Here is a 17,845-nt window from a genome sequence, read left to right on the forward strand (position 1 = left end):
ATGCAGACGACATTCAGCGAAAAACAACTGCGCGACCCGGGCACCCAGCGTGCCAATGAAATCCTCAGGTCATGTGTGCATTGCGGCTTCTGCACTGCGACCTGCCCGACATATCAGGTGCTGGGCGATGAGCTGGACAGCCCCCGCGGTCGAATCTACCTGATCAAGGATATGCTGGAAAACGAGCGGGTTCCGGATGCCAAGACCGTGAAGCATATTGACCGCTGCCTCAGCTGTCTGGCCTGCATGACCACCTGCCCGTCGGGGGTGCATTACATGCATCTTGTGGATCATGCGCGCGCCTACATCGACAAACACTATGACCGGCCATGGAGTGATCGTGCCCTGCGTTGGCTGCTGGCGCGGATCCTTCCGTATCCGGGGCGGTTCCGTCTCGCCCTGATCGGGGCCAAGCTGGCACAGCCTTTCAAGGGGCTCATGCCGGATGCTCGTCTGCGTGCCATGCTGGATATGGTGCCGCGGCATATCCCACCGGTCAGCCGCAACGACGACCCCCAGAGCTTTGCCGCGAAGGCACCACGCAGGAAACGCGTTGCCCTGATGACAGGTTGTGCGCAGAAGGCGCTCAATACCGATATCAATGATGCCACCATTCGTCTGCTGACCCGGCTGGGATGTGAGGTGGTTGTGGCTGCGGGGGCGGGCTGCTGCGGAGCGCTGACCCATCACATGGGGCGCGAGGCGGAAAGCCATGCCACCGCCGCAAAGAACATCCGTGCCTGGACAGACGAAATTGACGGGCAGGGGCTGGATGCAATCGTCATCAACACCTCTGGCTGCGGCACCACAGTCAAGGACTATGGTCATATGTTCCGCAATGATGCGTTGGCAGCGGATGCGGCGCGGGTTTCGGCAATCGCTATGGATATCTCCGAGCTGTTGATGCAGCTGGACCTGCCGGAAGGGGAGGATAAGGAAACAACAGTGGCCTATCACGCGGCCTGTTCCTTGCAGCACGGCCAGCAGATCAAGACCCACCCGAAAACGCTCCTGAAGCGCGCAGGCTTCACGGTGGTGGAACCTGCCGACAGTCACCTCTGCTGCGGTTCGGCCGGAACTTACAATTTGCTTCAGCCGGAAATTTCGGCTGAATTGAAGGCCCGCAAGGTGACGACATTGGAAGCCAGGCAACCGGACCTGATCGCAGCGGGCAATATTGGCTGCATGATGCAGATCGGCTCCGCCACGGACATCCCAATCTTGCACACGGTGGAATTACTGGATTGGGCCACCGGAGGTCCGAAACCACAGGCACTGGTGGCGGGTGGGCCGGGCGCTGATCCCCGCGCGGGAGAGATCCCGATCCTTAGATGATGCAGCTCGGCAAGATGTCGCTGCCGACCGCCCACAGGCCGGGTGCATTCCGGATCCTGCTGCCGTAATTTCGCCCCAAGCAAAGCATACCCTGAAACGGGAGCGATTGGGACATGGGGCTGGCAGGGTGATGAGCGTAAAGAAACCGATCCGGCAGCGGATGCTGCCACTGGCGGCAGCGCTGGTCTCCATCGGGCTGGTCTGTATCGCCGCGCCGACGAGTGCAAGCGCTGACGACAGCCGCCTGCAACGGTTGGAAACCACAGACGCGGGGCGGGATTGGCAGGCGGTCGGACGGCTTGACGTCAACGGAGAAGGCTTCTGTACCGGTGCATTGATTGCGCCTGATCTGGTGCTGACAGCGGCGCATTGTCTTTATGACCGCGACAGTCGGACCCGGATCGCACCGCAGACCATCGAATTTCTTGCGGGATGGCGCAACGGGCGCGCTTCGGCCTATCGCAGCATCCGCCAGGCGGTCATCCACCCCAGCTACATCTACGATGGCAAAGTCTCGACAGACCGGGTGCGCAACGATATCGCGCTGCTGCAGTTGCAGCGGCCCATCCGCAACACCACCGTGATGCCATTTGAAACCGATCAGCGCCCACAAAAGGGCGCGCGGATTGGTGTGGTGTCTTATGCACATGACCGCTCTGAGGCGCCGTCGCTGCAGGATGTCTGTGCGGTGATGGCTCGTCAGGAGGGCGTGTTGGTGATGTCCTGCGACGTGGACTATGGCTCGTCCGGTGCGCCGGTGTTTTCCTTTGACGCAGGGCGCCCCAAGATCGTGTCGGTGGTCTCTGCCAAGGCGGAGGTTTCCGGTCAGCAGGTCGCTCTTGGCTCGGCTCTGGCAGAGGAATTGGCGCTGTTGCGTGCGCAGCTCACCGGCAGTCGGATCGGCGGCCAAATGCCCCCCGGTGTTGGCCGCGTGAAAGTGGGTGAACGTCGGAGCAATTCCGGCGCAAAGTTCATCAGCCAATGAGACTCGGCGCGCTTGTCCTAACTGTTGTGACCGCGCTCTATGCGACTGTGGCAGCCGCACAGGATACCGGGTTGCGGCGTCTGACCGACCGTGATGACCTCCTGGGGTGGGAGGCAGTCGGGCGGCTGGAGCTGAACGGACAGGGGTTTTGCACCGGCACGCTGATTGCGCCGGATCTGGTGTTGACTGCGGCGCATTGCGTCTATGATCAGCGCCACAACCTGCGCCCGGCTGACCAGATCACCTTTCGCGCGGGCCTGCGCGATGGCGTGGCCATTGCCGAGCGCCAGGCCTTGCAGATTGCAGCGGACCCGGAGTTTCGATCAGGTGGGCGGCTTGATCTTGAGAATATCCGCCATGATGTCGCATTGATCCGGCTGGCGGCCCCTGTGACCAGTGGTTTGGCGAGTGCCTTCGCGCTGCATTCCGGCCGGGACTACGGACGCGATATATCGGTGACGTCCTACGGGATGGGCCGTGCCGAGGCCTTGTCGCGCCAGCGCCATTGCAATCTGATGGCCGAACGTGCGGATGTCTTGATGATCGATTGCAACGTCACCTTCGGCTCTTCCGGTGCGCCAGTGTTCTCGCAGGTGGGGGGACGAGGGCGTATTCTAGCGCTGATTTCCGGCGGAGGCCTATACGGTGGTAAGCAGGTGGCCTTTGGCATGAAACTGCCGCAAAGGGTGGCCGAGCTGAAAGCACGGCTGCGCCGCAGTCCAGTGGCGGCACCAGATCGGCGAATTAAGCGTATCCGCGTGGGCAGTGGCACGTCGGCGGGCGGTGCGAAATTTGTCCGTCCCGGCGGATAAACCACCTCTTGAACCGACAATTTCAGCCCTTATCTCAGTTCTGTTCGGATCGCCGATGATCGGGGTCCGACATTCCAAACGCCTGTCCCTGATGGGAGGGCACGTAGAAATCGCTCACGAATGAGGATGACACATGCGTAGTTTTGATTTTGCACCGCTGCACCGGGCCACCATCGGCTTTGACCAGATTGCCGACCTGATGGATCGCGCCCTGAGTTCTGACGTCGCGCAGCCGAGCTATCCCCCTTACAATATCGAAAAAACCGCTGCAGATGCCTATCGTATCTCGATTGCCGTTGCGGGCTTTTCCGAGGCTGATCTGGGTGTCGAGGTGAAAGAAAACGCGCTGGTCGTTTCGGCGAAGAAGTCCGAAGACGACGGCGACCGTACCTACCTGCACCGTGGCATCGCCACCCGCGCATTTGAACGCCGGTTTACCCTGGCCGACCATGTGCGCGTCACCGGTGCCAGCCACTCCGACGGTATGCTGCACATCGATCTGCAGCGCGAGGTGCCAGAGGCACTGAAACCGCGCCGGATCGAAATCGCAACCGGCAAGGCACCGGAACTGGACGCCAAGACCGTCAACTAATTCAACTAAGCTGCCCTGATCTTCCTGATCTGACAGCTTTGAATGCAGCAGCCCCCCGATGCTATCGGGGGGCTGTTTTGGTATGTCGGACACGCGGAGTGGATGAGGTCAGTTGACGGTCGGCATGTTCATCTGACCGATGGAAAAGAACATCGTCTCGCCGGAGGCATCATCGACGCCATCATTATCGGTAACGATGAACCCTTCGCCCTCGGCGGTGATGGCCAGCCCTTCGACCTTATCCAGAACGTAGCCGCCGGTCGCGGTCAGATCCGGCAGCAGATCACGCACCAGTTCTTTGCTGACCACCGGCAGATCACCACCCAACGGGGCCGGTGTCATCTCGGCCAGCGGAATGCGATAGACCTTCTTGGTGACGGCACGAAAATCATGCTGGTTGTCGCGTTCAATCACATAGACATAGTCGCCATGGGCCACGATCTCCGACAGGCCAACCCATCCGGTGTCCGGTTCTGCCTTGGGATAGTGGACGGCGCCCCATTCATTGGTCTCAAGGTTGTAGGCTACCAGTTTGACGTAGTTTTTGGGGTCGTCTATCCATTCGCGCTGTACTGCCATCCAGAGCGTGTTGCCGACCTTGGTGATGCCTTCAAAACCAAAGCGTTTTTCAACGGCCATCAACTCGGCAGGCAGCCCGATCTCGCCACTCTTGGCTTTGATGAGCCCGTCTTTGGAGACGTGGTAGATGGCATGTGGGGTCACCCGATCAGTGCGCCCTTCAGAGGCAACATAAAAGCCACCTTTGCCGTCCAGTGTAATGCCTTCCAGATCCAGTTTCTGGGCCGGGTTGCCGTCTTGGCGATGGATGCGGATCACGTCGGTGATACGGGCAGGTGTCGGACTGGGATCAATTTTGAAGATCGACGGCTGGAAGCCATAGAAACTGTCGTTGACCGCGTAGATCATGCCATCCGCATCCGCCACCATGCCAGAGAGCGCGCCCCAGCCGATCAATTCATCCGCTCCGGCAGAGGTCAGATGCGGATAGGTCGGCGCGCCGTCTTGCAATTCATACATCATGACGTGGGCGCGGGGGCCCTTGTCTTCGATCAGATCCTTCTCATTGGCCGAAACCAGCAGATTGCGTTCGGGAATGACGGCGTATCCTTCTGGCCCAACCCCAGACGGTAGCAGCTGGGTGAGAACCGGATTGGCAGGATCCGTAACATCATAGACCCCCACCACCGACGCGCGTTCTGCCCCGACAAACACATAGGGTGTGCCGTCGAATTCGGCGAAGGTCACGCTTTCGGGTTCAACCCCTTTGGCATCAGAGCGTTTGTCCGGGTAGTGTCCGATCTGCACGATGGCGTGTTCAAAGGAGGTGCCGCTGTCGTAAACGATGGTGCCGTCCTTGTTGAAGATCGTCCAACCCCGCGATCCTCCCTGATAGTCGCCTTCGTTTGCGGTGGCGAAGTGCGTGTCGTCAATCCAAGTGACGGCATCGGGTTCACGCAAGCGCTCTGTCTGGCTTTCGCCAAATATCAGCGCACCGCGTTCGTCCGTGGCATCGATACTGTCAAGGTCCACAGAACCGGCAGAGAAATGGTTCAGGATCTCGCCGTTCTTCGAGACGATCACGAGGTGGTTGTTTTCCTGCAACGTGACGACGGTTTCCCCAAGCCCGTTGATCGCGACATATTCAGGCTCCGGATCCTCGCCTGCGATATCTGCAAGACCCGTGAGGCTGACAACTTTCATCGACGCGCAATCAAGGCCCTCCTTGGTGGCGTTCACCAGCACCAGATTGCCCGCAGGCATCTGTGGCAGCATGCCATCGTTCAAGTCTTCGTCCCGCTCGTTTTCAATCGCCACAGCGAGAAATTCGCCGTCCTTGGATTTCGCGACAGAGTCCGGCTGGCCACCCAGATCACAGGAGCCCGTTTCAGCGCTGGTTTCCGTGTCGATAGATTTCAGCAGGCCCGAGGGCTGTGTGTAGCTTTCGGAGGTATTGATGCCGACATAGGCGGTGCTGCCAATGACTGCGACCGATGTCGGCTCACCCGGCAGTGCGATATTGCCCTTGGGCGCTGGGGTGGCCGGATCGGTGATATCAATCAGCCCCAGAGCCTCCAACGGACTGTCGGTGTAGACCAATGTCATGCCATCGGCTGCGACGTCGATGATTTCTGGCGAGGTTTCGCGTGATGTATCTTCTCCGGCGGCCATGTTCTGGACCACCGGGAAGGCGGCGATGCGGTTAAAGGATTTTTCTGCCTGGGCAATACCAGCGGTAAGGGCCAGCGCAGAGGTCAGGCACATGAGACGCGGAAACATCGGCTACTCCGAAAATTGGACAGTTGATTGCCCAACCTCCTGCCGTGCCCGCGTAAAAGGACTGTGACGGTTCGATGTCGTTTTGACGATGATCGGCCCCGGCTGCGGTCAGCCGAGGCCTTCCGATGCGGATCAGACCGACATGCAGATGTATTTCATCTCCAGATAGTCTTCGATGCCGTGATGGCTGCCTTCGCGGCCCAGGCCCGACTGTTTGACGCCACCAAATGGGGCCACCTCTGTCGAGATGATGCCGGTGTTGACGCCGACGATCCCATATTCCAGTGCTTCGGCCACCTTGTAGACCCGGCTCAGATCCTTGGCGTAAAAGTAGGAGGCCAGGCCAAAGATGGTGTCATTGGCCATGTCGATCACGTCATCTTCGGTCTCAAACTTGAAGAGAGGCGCCATCGGGCCAAAGGTCTCGTCCTGAGAGAAAACCATGTCTTGGGTCGCGCCCGTAAGAATGGTCGGCTCAAAGAAGGTGCCGCCCAGCTCCGATGGATTGCCGCCTAGGATCACCTCAGCGCCTTTTTCCTTTGCATCGGCGATATGGGCTTGCACCTTTTCGACGGCTTTCTCGTTGATCAGTGGGCCAAATTGGGTGCCCTCAGCGAGCCCATCGCCCACGGTCATTTTGGCCACGGCTTCTTTCAGCTTCGCAGCAAAGGCATCGTAAACACCCGCCTGTACATAGATCCGGTTGGCACAGACACAGGTCTGGCCGTTGTTGCGGAACTTGCACATGATCGCGCCCTCGACCGCGGCGTCGAGGTCAGCATCATCAAAGACGATGAACGGTGCGTTGCCGCCCAGTTCCATCGAGCATTTCATAACGGTATCTGCCGCCTGCCGCATCAGGATGCGGCCAACTTCGGTGGAGCCGGTAAAGGTCAGCTTGCGCACAGCGTTGTTCTCGCAAAACTCCTTGCCGGTCTCAGATGCATTGGAGGAGGTGACGACGTTGAACACACCTGCCGGAATGCCCGCGCGCTCTGCCAGGACGGCCAATGCGGTCGCAGACAGCGGTGTCAATTCGGCAGGCCGCGCAACAAAAGCGCAGCCCGCAGCCAGTGCCGGACCGGCCTTGCGGGTGATCATAGCGTTGGGAAAATTCCAGGGCGTGATGGAGGCGGCCACCCCGATGGGCTGCTTCAGCACCGTGATGCGCTTGTCGCGCTGATGGCCGGGAATGGTCTCGCCATAGATACGTTTGGCTTCTTCGGCAAAGAACTCAATGAAGGACGCGCCATAAGCGATCTCGCCGCGCGACTCGGCCAGGGGTTTGCCCATTTCGGCGGTCAGGATGACGGCCAGGTCTTCCTGATTCTCCATCATCAGATCAAACCATTTGCGCAGAACATTGGCACGCTCCTTGCCGGTCCATTTGGCCCAACCCTTCTGAGCAACTTCAGCCTGCGCGATGGCGCCTGCCACCTGCGAGCGGCTGACGTCCGCCACATTGGCAATCACATCGCCACGCGCCGGGTTTTTCACTTCGAATGTGCCATCCTGGCCATCGACAAAACCGCCGCCAATATAGGCACGCGGTTCCAGCAGGCTGGGATCGGTGAGCAGTGATTTCAGATCAGTGGTTGCGTCGAGCATTGCGGACCTCCCGTATGTCATTTGCGAAATGCAAATCAGCTGTGACTTGATATGTCCAGAAAGATAGGTGAGTCCAGAATTTGATCAAATTCAGGGCGCGACCTCCACGGCATCGCTGCTCAGCAGGGAGCGGGTCATTTGACATGTTCTGTGCCAGACTGTCAGGTAGCGGCAACAAGAAGAACAGGGAGACTGGGCATGGAGCTCGACGACGCGTATTCAAATGGCGCCTATATCGAAAACGCTGACAGCTACCCGCCGCGCTGGGCAGCCTCGGCCGAAGATTTTCGCAACGCAATGCGGGACCGGTCCCGTCTGGATGTGCCCTACGGCGACGGTCCCCGGCACCGCTATGATCTGTTTCTTCCCGAAGGGGCTGCCAAGGGGCTGATGATCTTTGTGCATGGTGGCTATTGGTTGGCGTTTGATAAATCCAGCTGGTCGCATCTGGCGGTGGGGGCGTTGGCGCATGGCTATGCGGTTGCCATGCCCTCCTATGATCTTTGCCCGGAGGTAAGGATTTCTGATATCACCCAGCAGATCGCCGCGGCTGTCACCGCTATCGCGGCTGAGGTAGAGGGTCCGATTGCGCTGGCGGGCCATTCTGCAGGCGGGCATCTGGTCGCGCGCATGTTAGACCGGGATCTTTTGCCGAAGGAAGTGGGTGAACGAATTACGGCGGTTGTGCCAATCTCGCCGCTCGCGGATCTGCGGCCACTGCTGCGCACCTCCATGAACGGAAAGTTCAAACTGGACGCAGCAGGCGCTGCCGCAGAAAGCCCAATTGACATGGAACATCGCTACCCGGCGGAGGTCACAGTCTGGGTGGGCGGTGACGAGCGCCCGGCCTTTCTAGATCAGGCTGTCTGGCTGACCGAAGCCTGGGGAGCCGATCACGTCATTGCGTTCGGCAAACATCATTTCAACGTGATCGAACCCTTGGCTGATCCCGAAAGCGATCTGGTTGCGGTATTGGTCAAGTAAGCCGACCCTTCAGAAAAAACACGACAAACGCCGTAGAAACCTGCGGCGTTTGTCGTTTTTCGACCCTATCGCGGGGAATCAGACTTGCCAGCATCGCAGCTCTGCCGCATCCTTTGCGCCAAGGGCCAGGCGATGGCGTCGCCGCATGAATCCATGCTGCCCTCACTCACAACATTGTCCTGAACGCCGGGACCTTTCTTGTAAGATGGAAGGGTCGACTATGACTGCACGTCCTGAAATGTATCGTTTTCACAATGGTGAAAAGGCGCCGCTGCAATTTGCTGTCTCCGAATATGAGGCGCGGATCGCAGGTCTGCGAAAAATCATGGCAGAGACCGGCGTAACCGCCGCTGTCTTCACCTCGATGCACAATATCTCCTACTATTCGGGGTTCACCTACTGCGCGTTCGGTCGCCCCTATGGCATGGTGGTGACCGCATCTGAGGCAGTGACAATTTCAGCCGGCATTGACGCAGGCCAGCCCTGGCGCCGGTCGTTCTGCGACAACATCACCTATACCGACTGGCAGCGCGACAACTTCTGGCGTGCGATCAAATCGGTTTCGGGCGATGGCGCGGTTGTCGGCTATGAGAGCGATCACCTGACCCTGCTGCAGAAGGCAAAACTGGAACATTTCCTAGCGCCATCTCGGCTGGTTGACCTCTATGAACCGACGATGCGCCAGCGCATGGGCAAATCCGCCGCAGAACTGGACATGATCCGCGCCGGGGCGGCGGTGGCTGACGTCGGCGGCTTCGCGATCCGGGATGCGGTCAAGGAAGGCGCGCGCGAGATCGACGTGGCGATGGCCGGTCGCGATGCGATGGAGTTGGAAATCGCCAAACGCTTCCCGGATGCGGAATACCGCGACAGCTGGGTCTGGTTCCAGTCCGGGATCAATACCGATGGCGCCCATAATCCAGTGACCGCCCGCAGGCTGGAACGTGGCGATATCCTGTCGCTCAACACCTTTCCGATGATCTCCGGCTACTACACCGCGCTGGAACGCACCATGTTCGTGAAGGAAGTGGATGCCGAGTCCCTGCGCATCTGGGAGGCCAATGTGGCAGCCCATGAGCTGGGTATCTCGCTGCTGAAACCGGGCGCGAGCTGTGCGGAAATCACCCATCAGATCAACGCCTTCTTTGAAGAGCAGGATCTGCTGCAGTATCGTACCTTCGGCTATGGCCACTCCTTTGGTGTGCTGTCGCATTACTACGGCCGTGAGGCCGGGCTGGAGCTGCGCGAGGATATCGACACGGTGCTGGAGCCGGGGATGGTGATCTCCATGGAGCCGATGTTGACCATCGCGGATGGTCAGCCCGGTGCAGGCGGTTACCGCGAGCATGACATTCTGATCATCCATGACGATGATAATGAGAACATCACCAAATACCCCTATGGGCCGGAATTTAACGTCGTCGGCTAAGGGCGCTCCTAGGGACTGTGACAATTGGCAGGCGGGGGCTCCCGCCTGGTCTTCGCCTCCCTTGGGGGAGGCAATCCCAGTTGGGCGTGGCACCGTGCATTGCACGGTGCTTTCGCATTCTTACTGAGAGGTGGTGCTCAGGCCGCCATATCGGCACCAGCGTCCTGCCGCGGGTCGCAAAGATTGCACCAGCGCCTTGGTTAAGGCATATGTGCGCAAAGGCGACACCTGATCCTGCGATTGTGCCCCGCTTCGGGGAGCTGGGAGCGTGGTGGCTCTCTGCCGTGAACAAGGAAACACCACCGCTATGCATCACCCACCGGAAAAGCGAAAATCCGAATACGCGCTGATCCAGCTGTTGCCGAACATGATGACCATTGCGGCCATCTGTGCCGGGCTGTCTGCGATCCGCTTCGGGGTGCAGGGCAATTATACCCTGGCGGTGCAGCTGATCCTGGCGGCGGCGATCCTGGATGGGTTTGACGGGCGTTTGGCGAGGATCCTGCGCAGCGACAGCAAGATGGGTGCAGAACTCGACTCGCTGGCAGACTTTCTCAATTTCGGCGTCGCCTCACCACTGGTGATCTACTATTGGGCCCTTCAAGACATGCGTGGCTTGGGGTGGCTGGCGGTGCTGGTGTTCTCGGTCTGCTGCGTGGTGCGGCTGGCGCGGTTTAACGTCTCGACCAAGTCCGAGCAGAAAGTCACCGCAAAAAGCGTTTATTTTGAAGGGGTCCCATCCCCAGCCGGCGCACTTCTGGCGATGCTGCCGATGTTCATCTCCTTTGCCTTTGCCGATGCGCCGGTCATTCCGGATATTTTGATCTGCCTTCATATGGGTGTCATCGGATTGCTTATGATCAGCCATGTGCCAACCTGGTCGCTGAAGGCAGTCAAAATTTCGCGCGAAAACGTGAAGTATTTTTTGGTCGGTTTTGCCTTTGCGGGGGCAGCCGTCCTGATTTACGCATGGATTACATTGGTGATCCTGTGCCTTGGCTATGCTGCGATGGTGGCCTGGGGATTGGTTAAAAAGAAAACGCCGGAGACCGGCGCATAAACGAGTAAGGGTGGATAATTGGATATTAAGGCTGTTGAATCGTCGTATGCCCGTTGGGCCCCTGTCTATGACAAAACATTTGGGGCAATCACCAATGTGGGCCGTCGCCGTGCTGTCGGCTACGTCAACGAACATCGCAGCGGTCGGGTGCTGGAGGTGGGTGTCGGCACCGGACTGTCCTTGCCTCTCTACAAATCCCACCTAAAGGTCACCGGCATCGACTTCAGCGAGGATATGCTGAAAAAGGCGATGAAACGAGTGGAGGAACATGATCTTGACCACGTCGAAACCCTCCGCCAGATGGATGCCCGTGCGCTGGATTTCCCCGATGCCACCTTCGACACTGTTTCAGCCATGCATGTGCTGTCCGTTGTACCGGACCCGGAACAGGTGATGGGTGAAATTGCCCGCGTGCTTAAGCCCGGTGGCAAAGTGGTGATTACCAATCATTTCCTGCGCGAACAGGGCGTGCTGGCGTTCCTCGAACGGGTTTCCGCGCCGTTTGCCAATGTGCTTGGCTGGCACTCGGATTTTGAGATCGACACCGTGCTGGGCGCGGATCATCTCTCGGTGGAGCATCACCAGCCCTTGCCGCCCTTCGGTCTGATGACCTTTCTGGTGCTGTCCAAAATCAAGCCGGTCTGAGGCGCGACAGCATCCCGCCGATGAGCACCTGCGGACCGTAACCGGTCGGTCTGCGGGCCGGTCTTCCCTTTGCGGGGCGGCTCTGCAAAACTGCTTTCAACTGACCTGAGCGGTGCTGCGCAATGGCTGCAGCAAGAGCGGGTTTTATTTACATAGGGGATGTAAATCATGTTCACATTGCCCATATGACACACAAGACATTGCAGAAAGGGCACTTTATGAGCCAATCACAATTTGACGAGATGGTGCGGGCGTCGCAAGCCAAGGTGAGCGAGTCGCAGCAGAAGATCACGGCGCTGACCTCGCGGATCGAAACCGCGCGGGCCAAAATTTCGGCCGGTGAAGATGCCAGCATCGACATTGAGAACGCGACGCTGGATGACGTGCACGCTCATACCGAGGTGATGAACGCCAATATCGCTGAGCTGATCATGGGTCTGGATGATGTGACCACGGCCTTCTCCAAGGATTTCGACGAGATGCGGTCGAAAACCGGCTGGGAGAGCTTTGTCGGTTTCTTTTCCAAGGGGAAATCGGACTCTCTGCGCCAAGAACGGATGCGCACCGCCAATATCGACGACAAGCTGCAGGATCTGATCGCCAAATCGGATGTGATCGTGAAGTTGCTGGAGGGCCAGCTGGCCACGCTGGAAGATCAGCGCGAGAAGGTTCAGGTAAACCTTACGTCCACGCTGGACGACCGCGAGCTGACCGTGCAGGAGCTGGAGGCCGTCCGCGCCGAGATCGTGGCCCTGGATCCGCAGATCATCGAGCTGGAGAACAAGATCTCAGTCGAGCAGGACGCCGCCGCGCGCACCAAGCTGGAGACCGAACTGGCGGATCTCAATGCAAAATACAACGCCTTGGTGCAGGAGGAGCAGGTGAAGCTTGCGAAATCCCAGACGCTGGAGCGTTATATCGAGAAGGGCAAGACCTGGGTCGACTCCCTGCAGAACCAGGCCGCGACGCAGATGGTGCTGATCAACAAGCTGCAGACGGACACGGCGCAGCGGGTGGTGCTCTATGACGCGCTGACCAAATCGCTGAAGACCGCGCAGCAACAGGATGTGGCGCACCGGATCAACGAGATCGGGGTGCAGACCGACAAGGAAGCCCAGACCGCCATGGCGGCGATTGGCACTGCGACCAACCAGAAAATGGCCGACATGCTGGAAGCGCATGAGGACAACATGGTGTTTGCCCGCGACGTACTGGAGAAGAAGGCCAAGGCCGACGAACGCTTCGCCCGCCGGTTCGCCGCGATTGTCGAGAAGCACGATAAGAACCTCTATGGGGGGTGAGTGTGGATTGGCTGGAGTTCCTGAATATCCCATCCCCACCGAACTGGTTTTGGTGGAGCATGCTGGCGGTCGTTTTCGGAACTTTGGCCACTCTCTACTACGCCGTTGACGGCCCTTTTTCAGGTTGGGTTGCCGTTGCAGTTGCTGGGGTATTTGCAGGCTTTGCTTGGGACCTGTGTGAGGCACAGGACGGTTAGACACATCGGGTCACTAACTAGTGGAATTGAGATGATCAGGAAATTCATCAGAGGATTGCGCCCGGCCCGCGGACGGGCGCTGTCCTTACCGCAAGCTACACGTCCGGAAAGCGGGCCGGTATGACTGATCCCGCACACGACCACGCAGGCCTCTCTGACACCTTCGCCTCGCGCCGGTACTTCAAAAAGTTCGACACCATCATCCGGCATCTGACCCGGGTGGCGGCGGCGATGCAGGCGGAGGGGCGGCTCTCGAAATCCGATGTGAAGGTACTGACCGCATATCTGATGCGGCTCAACTTCACCTTCCGCGCGCTGTCGATGAAATACTTGATGGCCGGGCGTGATACGGGGCGGTTTTTTGGCAGCTTGGCGATGGATAAGCGCGACAGCGGCTTTCCGGTTGCGGCCGAACTGATGACCATGGCCAACGACGCTATGCAGGCGGAGCGGCATCTGGCCAATATGGCCGGTGAAGACGCGCTGAAGGACGATATGGTGCGCACCATTATCGCTGACCGCACGGTGCCGTCGAAGCTGCAATTCGCCCTGTCGCAACGGCTTTATTATCAGGAGCTTCTGAAAGGGCAGCTGTTCTGGACCCAGAACGATCCGGTTTGTGAATGGCTGGAGAACATCGGCGAGCGCCGCCGCCGCTTCCTGCTGCATTGGGCCGCCTATGACAGCCAGGTGAACCTGCCGGTGATCTACCTGATGGAGCTGGAAGACAGCGGCAAGGTGGCGCTGCCGAAGGACGAACGCCGCTGGCCGGAGGTGCAGGCGCATCTGATGGCGCAGGCGCTGGCAGGGCTGAAGCTGGTGACCATCGCCAAGGGGTTCGACGAGGATTTCGACGATCTCCACCCTAAACATCTGCGCCGCTTTCATGTGGGGCCGATGTATTCCTCCGCCTATACCGAACAATCCGGCCCGCTGCACCAGGTGCTGGAGCAGGCAGAGTCACCAGCGGGCCACGACTGGGCGCTGGCCTGGACGTTGGAGGAGCTGGAGAGCGAGGACGTGCGCGAGGAGCGCTCGGGCTGGTTCGGCACCGTGGAGCGGGAGATCTTTGCGCTGGATCCCTTTGGCGGCCGCGGCGCGGATACCGGGGCGACCCGGACCCAGCGCGCCATCATCCTGCCGCAGCGCCCGTTTCAGGTGCTGGCAGAGCTGGACCCGCCGGGGTTCGCCGATGTGCAGAAATTCGTGGTGAGTGAGGCCGGGCAAGTGCTGCGGTATTGAGCGCCTGCGTTTGTTGAAGCCGGGGGAGCCTCCCCTCTCGGCGGCAAAGACGCCTGCCGGGTAGCGGGGCGGGGATATTTTTAGCCAGAAGATGGGCGGGCCGGATTTTTTGCCGGCGATGAGACGAATTGAGAGGGTGAGATGAGCATTTCAGGCAATCAGATGGAGCTGCGGGAAGAGGATATCCGCAAGCATTATGCGGCTGCGGCGGCGATGCTGGAGGGGTTTGACCACACGCCGCGCATTGCCAAGCCTGCGGTGGAGGCGAAGACGCCGGAGCGCTCCTCGGGGCTTGGCACGCGGCGGCGCTTCCGCTCGACCACGCCGGGGCTGGTGACGCGGTCCAGCGCGCGGCCCGAAGGGGTGCATCTGATCGCCCGGATTGAGGCGGCGGATGACGATGACCCGCTGACCTCGCCCCTGCAGGCGACCTTGCAGCATGCCTTGCGCCGGGCGCTGGCAATCTCTTTGGCGATGGGGGAGGCTTATGCGGATGTCTCTGGCCTCGCCGATCTGAAACGGGCCAATCTGGCCGGGTCATTGGACGGCGCGCGCAAGGGGGAGTTTACCGAGCTGCTGGCGGCGGAGGCGCTGATTGCGGCGCATGTGTTTGCCAATGCCGCCGCCTATCTGCTGGCACCGCATGGGTCTGAGGCGCAGGCCGAGGTGGGCGAGGCGGAGGAGCTGCTCACAGACAATGCGCCCCTGGCCCTGCACGGGGCGCTGTGGGAGTTGGACCAGAAGCTGGCGCAGCATGGCACCGATGATGTGCATCTGATTGCGGCCACGGCGGCCTATGCCGAGCAGCTGATGGAGAAGGCGGCCCTGCGGGCGCAGACCGCGCCACGTCTGGAAGGGTTCACCGCTGCCGCTTGGCGGGTGGAGACGGATGATCTGACCATCAGCGGCTTTGAACCCGCCACCAAGGCGAAGTCCACGACCCTCACCATGGCGTTCAAAAAACCGCATGAGGTGGTCGGCAACCATATCGCCAAGTATCAGGCCTTAAGGCTCTCCAAGATGCTGATGGCCTATGATTTTGACCGGCGCCTCAATCCCTTTGCCGAGATGGGCGGCTTCATCTTCACCTTCATGGGCGACGGCAAGCCGGGCACCGGCAAGACGACACTCATTCAGATGATGGCGGGCCTCATCCATGATTATTGCCAGAATGCGGGCTATGCCTTTCGCTATCAGAATTTCGGTATCGACAATATCGACAGCTATCAGGGCAAGTCCGGCCAGAACGCCAAGAGCTTCATCCAGAATGTGATTGATCCCGGCGTGATCGGTTTTGGCACCATCGACGACATCGACCAGATCGCAGGGAAGCGCGGCGACCGCCAGTCCAGCGCGGGCCAGCAGGAGGTGACGGCGGTGTTCATGGAGGCCTTTGCAGGGGCAAACACCGTGGTGCGCGGCAACTGCACCTTTGGCATGTTTTCCAACTATCCGGAGAATGTGGACGATGCGCTGCGCCAGCGGGCCGGCGCGCGGTTCCTGGTGGACGGGCCGCAGACGCGGGAGGATTACATCGATATCTTGACGCTTCTGATGGGCAAAAACCATGAGATCCCGCTGGGCGATCATGACCTATACGGCGCGCAGGAGATCAAACAGGCCGTCGCGCGGTCGTTTGAGGCGCACAACCGCCCGCAGGAGCCGGGGCTGGCGGAGGTCTTTGGCCGGGTCCATGATCAGATTGGGGAATTGGACAGCCTTGCCAAGCTGGGCACCTATCTGAAGGCCATTCAGCAGGCGGATGAACGCTTCACCGGCCGCGCCATCAAGAACATCACCGATGCGGTGAAGGTGCGCGCGATGGATTTCGAACTGCCGGATGACTGGATGGAGAACCCGGAGCTGTTCCTGTTCCAGGACTACGACACCAAATCCGCGATGATTGCGGAGCTGCGGGTGCCGATCACCATCGACATGGTGGTGCAGGAGATCAACCGCTACGCCGACTCTGAGTTCCGCTATGCCGACAAGTCGGATGAGGTGGCGATTGACAATATGGTGCGCGATTTCGGGCGGCAGGAAGAGGCCAAGCGGCGGTATCTGGAGGGGAAGTGACCTTTGGGTATCGTCTTGTTATACGTTGGCATCGGAGTGACGGCTCTGGCCGCATTCTTCACCATCCCTGTCGCGTGGGCCTATGGCGACAGAGTGGGAAAAAGGAGGCGGTTTGGTGGCGTGCAGTGGGCTTTTCAATCCTGCCTTCTGCTGTCATTTGCTTCGTTGCCTATGGAGCTGTAGGACTGACAATTTTGCCTGATTTGTCTCACAATGAAATTGATTTTATTGGATTTTTAAAGTTCTCGGTGGCGGGGGTAGCCGCTTCTGGCACAGTTCTGGTGCCGCTGGCAGCTCTTGTTTTTGGTGGGGGCTGTTTCTTTGGCAGAAGGTCCTTCAACCGCATTCGAAGGCAAACTGGGCCAGGTGAAGGGAGGGACGTTTGATGCAATTTTCGCGCGACATGCGGGCAGAGCCTGTCCGCGGGCGCTGCCCGAACCGCAAGCGCCTCGGGCGGGGAGGTTTGAATGGGTGAGAAATCCCGTGATCCGTTCTGGCGGCGGAATAACCCGATTATGTGGGGCGTACTTGCGACTGCGGCGGTGATTGCTTTTGGCGCCTGGGCGGCCAATCAATCGGTTTGCCAAACGGATTTCTGGGGCAATCAGAGTTGTGTTGGTAGCAAGTGGAGTGCGTTTTTGGCAGCTGCACCCAATGAGGTTGGGGATACTTTAGCTGGATTTGCTGGGGCGCTGGCCTTTGTTTGGCTGATTGCGACTGTCTGGCTGCAGGGGCAGGAGTTGGCGGCCCAAAGAGAAGAGTTGCGAGAGCAGCGGGAGGCTACGCAAGATATGGCGCGTGCTCAAACTGAGCAGGTCAAGCTTCTCAAGTTACAGGGTCGGATTTTTGAAGAAGAGCAACGCCAAAGAGAGCAGTCTCAGGCTTGGGAAGAAGCCGAGGAGATCGTGGAGAACATTAAGGCAATTGCTAGCAGTAGAGAGGTACGCGCCCTAGAAATTAACTGGTCGCAGGCAAATATTCGCGGAGCGATGGAAAATAGTGCACCACTTGTTCTTTCGAATGCTATCGAGAGCCTTCCATTTGATATGGTATATCAATTCGCTAGCAGATTTCGAAAACTCGCCCTGTTATCAGAAGACCCAGATAAGACTGTTTTAAGAACAGTTGGAGAAAAACACGCATACGTAGCGTTGCTAGCCGTCTTGAAGCGACTATCAGGCGTTTATCCGCATCTGTCTGCTGCCAAGCAAATCAAGATCGACCGTTCAAATCTAGTTCAAGCAATTGACGCACTAACAGAGTTGGAAAAACACTTTTGAA

15 protein-coding genes are annotated in these 17,845 nt (G+C 59.1%); 13 read left to right on the forward strand and 2 right to left on the reverse strand.

Annotation, left to right across the window (positions count from 1 at the left end; genetic code table 11):
- The 4 genes from glcF (at position 1) to OO25_RS15940 (ending at position 3,724) form a co-directional block, all read left to right on the forward strand.
- Entirely contained in the window at positions 1–1,335 is a 1,335-nt protein-coding gene (gene glcF, locus OO25_RS15925; protein ID WP_040181123.1) for a glycolate oxidase subunit GlcF, read from the forward strand.
- Positions 1,336–1,465: 130 nt separating this feature from the next.
- Complete coding sequence (locus OO25_RS15930) at positions 1,466–2,320, forward strand: serine protease (RefSeq protein WP_082035341.1); 855 nt, start codon at positions 1,466–1,468, stop codon at positions 2,318–2,320.
- Complete coding sequence (locus OO25_RS15935; RefSeq protein ID WP_040181124.1) at positions 2,317–3,132, forward strand: serine protease; 816 nt, start codon at positions 2,317–2,319, stop codon at positions 3,130–3,132. Before OO25_RS15930 ends, OO25_RS15935 begins: the two co-directional genes overlap by 4 nt.
- A gap of 133 nt (positions 3,133–3,265) precedes the next feature.
- Positions 3,266–3,724 (forward strand): Hsp20 family protein, encoded by a 459-nt coding sequence (locus OO25_RS15940; protein ID WP_040174502.1) that lies wholly within the window; start codon positions 3,266–3,268, stop codon positions 3,722–3,724.
- A 108-nt stretch (positions 3,725–3,832) separates the two neighbouring features.
- Here OO25_RS15940 and OO25_RS15945 read toward each other — a convergent pair whose 3' ends face one another.
- Together OO25_RS15945 and OO25_RS15950 are read right to left on the reverse strand one after the other, a co-directional pair.
- On the reverse strand, positions 3,833–6,022 hold the full coding sequence (locus tag OO25_RS15945) for an esterase-like activity of phytase family protein (protein WP_040181125.1): 2,190 nt from the start codon (positions 6,020–6,022) through the stop codon (positions 3,833–3,835).
- A 132-nt stretch (positions 6,023–6,154) separates the two neighbouring features.
- Positions 6,155–7,630 carry an NAD-dependent succinate-semialdehyde dehydrogenase gene (locus OO25_RS15950; RefSeq protein ID WP_040181126.1) on the reverse strand — a complete coding sequence of 492 codons (1,476 nt, stop codon included), beginning with the start codon at positions 7,628–7,630 and terminating at the stop codon, positions 6,155–6,157.
- Positions 7,631–7,828: 198 nt separating this feature from the next.
- Here OO25_RS15950 and OO25_RS15955 point away from each other — a divergent pair, with 198 nt between their 5' ends.
- From OO25_RS15955 to OO25_RS15990, 9 genes are all read left to right on the forward strand, one after another.
- Complete coding sequence (locus OO25_RS15955) at positions 7,829–8,614, forward strand: alpha/beta hydrolase (protein WP_040181127.1); 786 nt, start codon at positions 7,829–7,831, stop codon at positions 8,612–8,614.
- 220 nt (positions 8,615–8,834) lie between these two features.
- Positions 8,835–10,043, forward strand: a complete 1,209-nt coding sequence (locus OO25_RS15960) for an aminopeptidase P family protein (protein WP_040181128.1) — start codon at positions 8,835–8,837, stop codon at positions 10,041–10,043.
- 307 nt (positions 10,044–10,350) lie between these two features.
- Entirely contained in the window at positions 10,351–11,103 is a 753-nt protein-coding gene (locus OO25_RS15965) for a phosphatidylcholine/phosphatidylserine synthase (RefSeq protein WP_040174492.1), read from the forward strand.
- 18 nt (positions 11,104–11,121) lie between these two features.
- On the forward strand, positions 11,122–11,748 hold the full coding sequence (locus OO25_RS15970; RefSeq protein ID WP_040174489.1) for a class I SAM-dependent methyltransferase: 627 nt from the start codon (positions 11,122–11,124) through the stop codon (positions 11,746–11,748).
- Positions 11,749–11,966: 218 nt separating this feature from the next.
- Positions 11,967–13,049 carry a hypothetical protein gene (locus tag OO25_RS15975; protein WP_040181129.1) on the forward strand — a complete coding sequence of 361 codons (1,083 nt, stop codon included), beginning with the start codon at positions 11,967–11,969 and terminating at the stop codon, positions 13,047–13,049.
- 317 nt (positions 13,050–13,366) lie between these two features.
- On the forward strand, positions 13,367–14,488 hold the full coding sequence (locus tag OO25_RS15980; protein ID WP_040181130.1) for a hypothetical protein: 1,122 nt from the start codon (positions 13,367–13,369) through the stop codon (positions 14,486–14,488).
- Positions 14,489–14,629: 141 nt separating this feature from the next.
- Complete coding sequence (locus OO25_RS15985) at positions 14,630–16,564, forward strand: ATP-binding protein (RefSeq protein WP_040181131.1); 1,935 nt, start codon at positions 14,630–14,632, stop codon at positions 16,562–16,564.
- Between the two features lie 125 nt (positions 16,565–16,689).
- Positions 16,690–16,950, forward strand: a complete 261-nt coding sequence (locus OO25_RS23130; protein ID WP_206778543.1) for a hypothetical protein — start codon at positions 16,690–16,692, stop codon at positions 16,948–16,950.
- An 81-nt stretch (positions 16,951–17,031) separates the two neighbouring features.
- Entirely contained in the window at positions 17,032–17,844 is an 813-nt protein-coding gene (locus OO25_RS15990; RefSeq protein ID WP_040181133.1) for a hypothetical protein, read from the forward strand.
- Position 17,845 lies beyond the last annotated feature (1 nt).

This window comes from Phaeobacter sp. S60 (assembly GCF_000826845.1).
In the GTDB taxonomy this organism is placed as follows: Bacteria; Pseudomonadota; Alphaproteobacteria; order Rhodobacterales; family Rhodobacteraceae; genus Phaeobacter; species Phaeobacter piscinae.

Bases quoted from the DNA above. Each gene is read 5' to 3' on its own strand.
- glcF (WP_040181123.1), top strand. From the start codon at position 1: ATGCAGACGACATTCAGCGAAAAACAACTGCGCGACCCGGGCACCCAG.
- OO25_RS15930 (WP_082035341.1), top strand. From the start codon at position 1,466: ATGAGCGTAAAGAAACCGATCCGGCAGCGGATGCTGCCACTGGCGGCA.
- OO25_RS15935 (WP_040181124.1), top strand. From the start codon at position 2,317: ATGAGACTCGGCGCGCTTGTCCTAACTGTTGTGACCGCGCTCTATGCG.
- OO25_RS15940 (WP_040174502.1), top strand. From the start codon at position 3,266: ATGCGTAGTTTTGATTTTGCACCGCTGCACCGGGCCACCATCGGCTTT.
- OO25_RS15945 (WP_040181125.1), bottom strand. From the start codon at position 6,022: ATGTTTCCGCGTCTCATGTGCCTGACCTCTGCGCTGGCCCTTACCGCT.
- OO25_RS15950 (WP_040181126.1), bottom strand. From the start codon at position 7,630: ATGCTCGACGCAACCACTGATCTGAAATCACTGCTCACCGATCCCAGC.
- OO25_RS15955 (WP_040181127.1), top strand. From the start codon at position 7,829: ATGGAGCTCGACGACGCGTATTCAAATGGCGCCTATATCGAAAACGCT.
- OO25_RS15960 (WP_040181128.1), top strand. From the start codon at position 8,835: ATGACTGCACGTCCTGAAATGTATCGTTTTCACAATGGTGAAAAGGCG.
- OO25_RS15965 (WP_040174492.1), top strand. From the start codon at position 10,351: ATGCATCACCCACCGGAAAAGCGAAAATCCGAATACGCGCTGATCCAG.
- OO25_RS15975 (WP_040181129.1), top strand. From the start codon at position 11,967: ATGAGCCAATCACAATTTGACGAGATGGTGCGGGCGTCGCAAGCCAAG.
- OO25_RS15980 (WP_040181130.1), top strand. From the start codon at position 13,367: ATGACTGATCCCGCACACGACCACGCAGGCCTCTCTGACACCTTCGCC.
- OO25_RS15985 (WP_040181131.1), top strand. From the start codon at position 14,630: ATGAGCATTTCAGGCAATCAGATGGAGCTGCGGGAAGAGGATATCCGC.
- OO25_RS15990 (WP_040181133.1), top strand. From the start codon at position 17,032: ATGGGTGAGAAATCCCGTGATCCGTTCTGGCGGCGGAATAACCCGATT.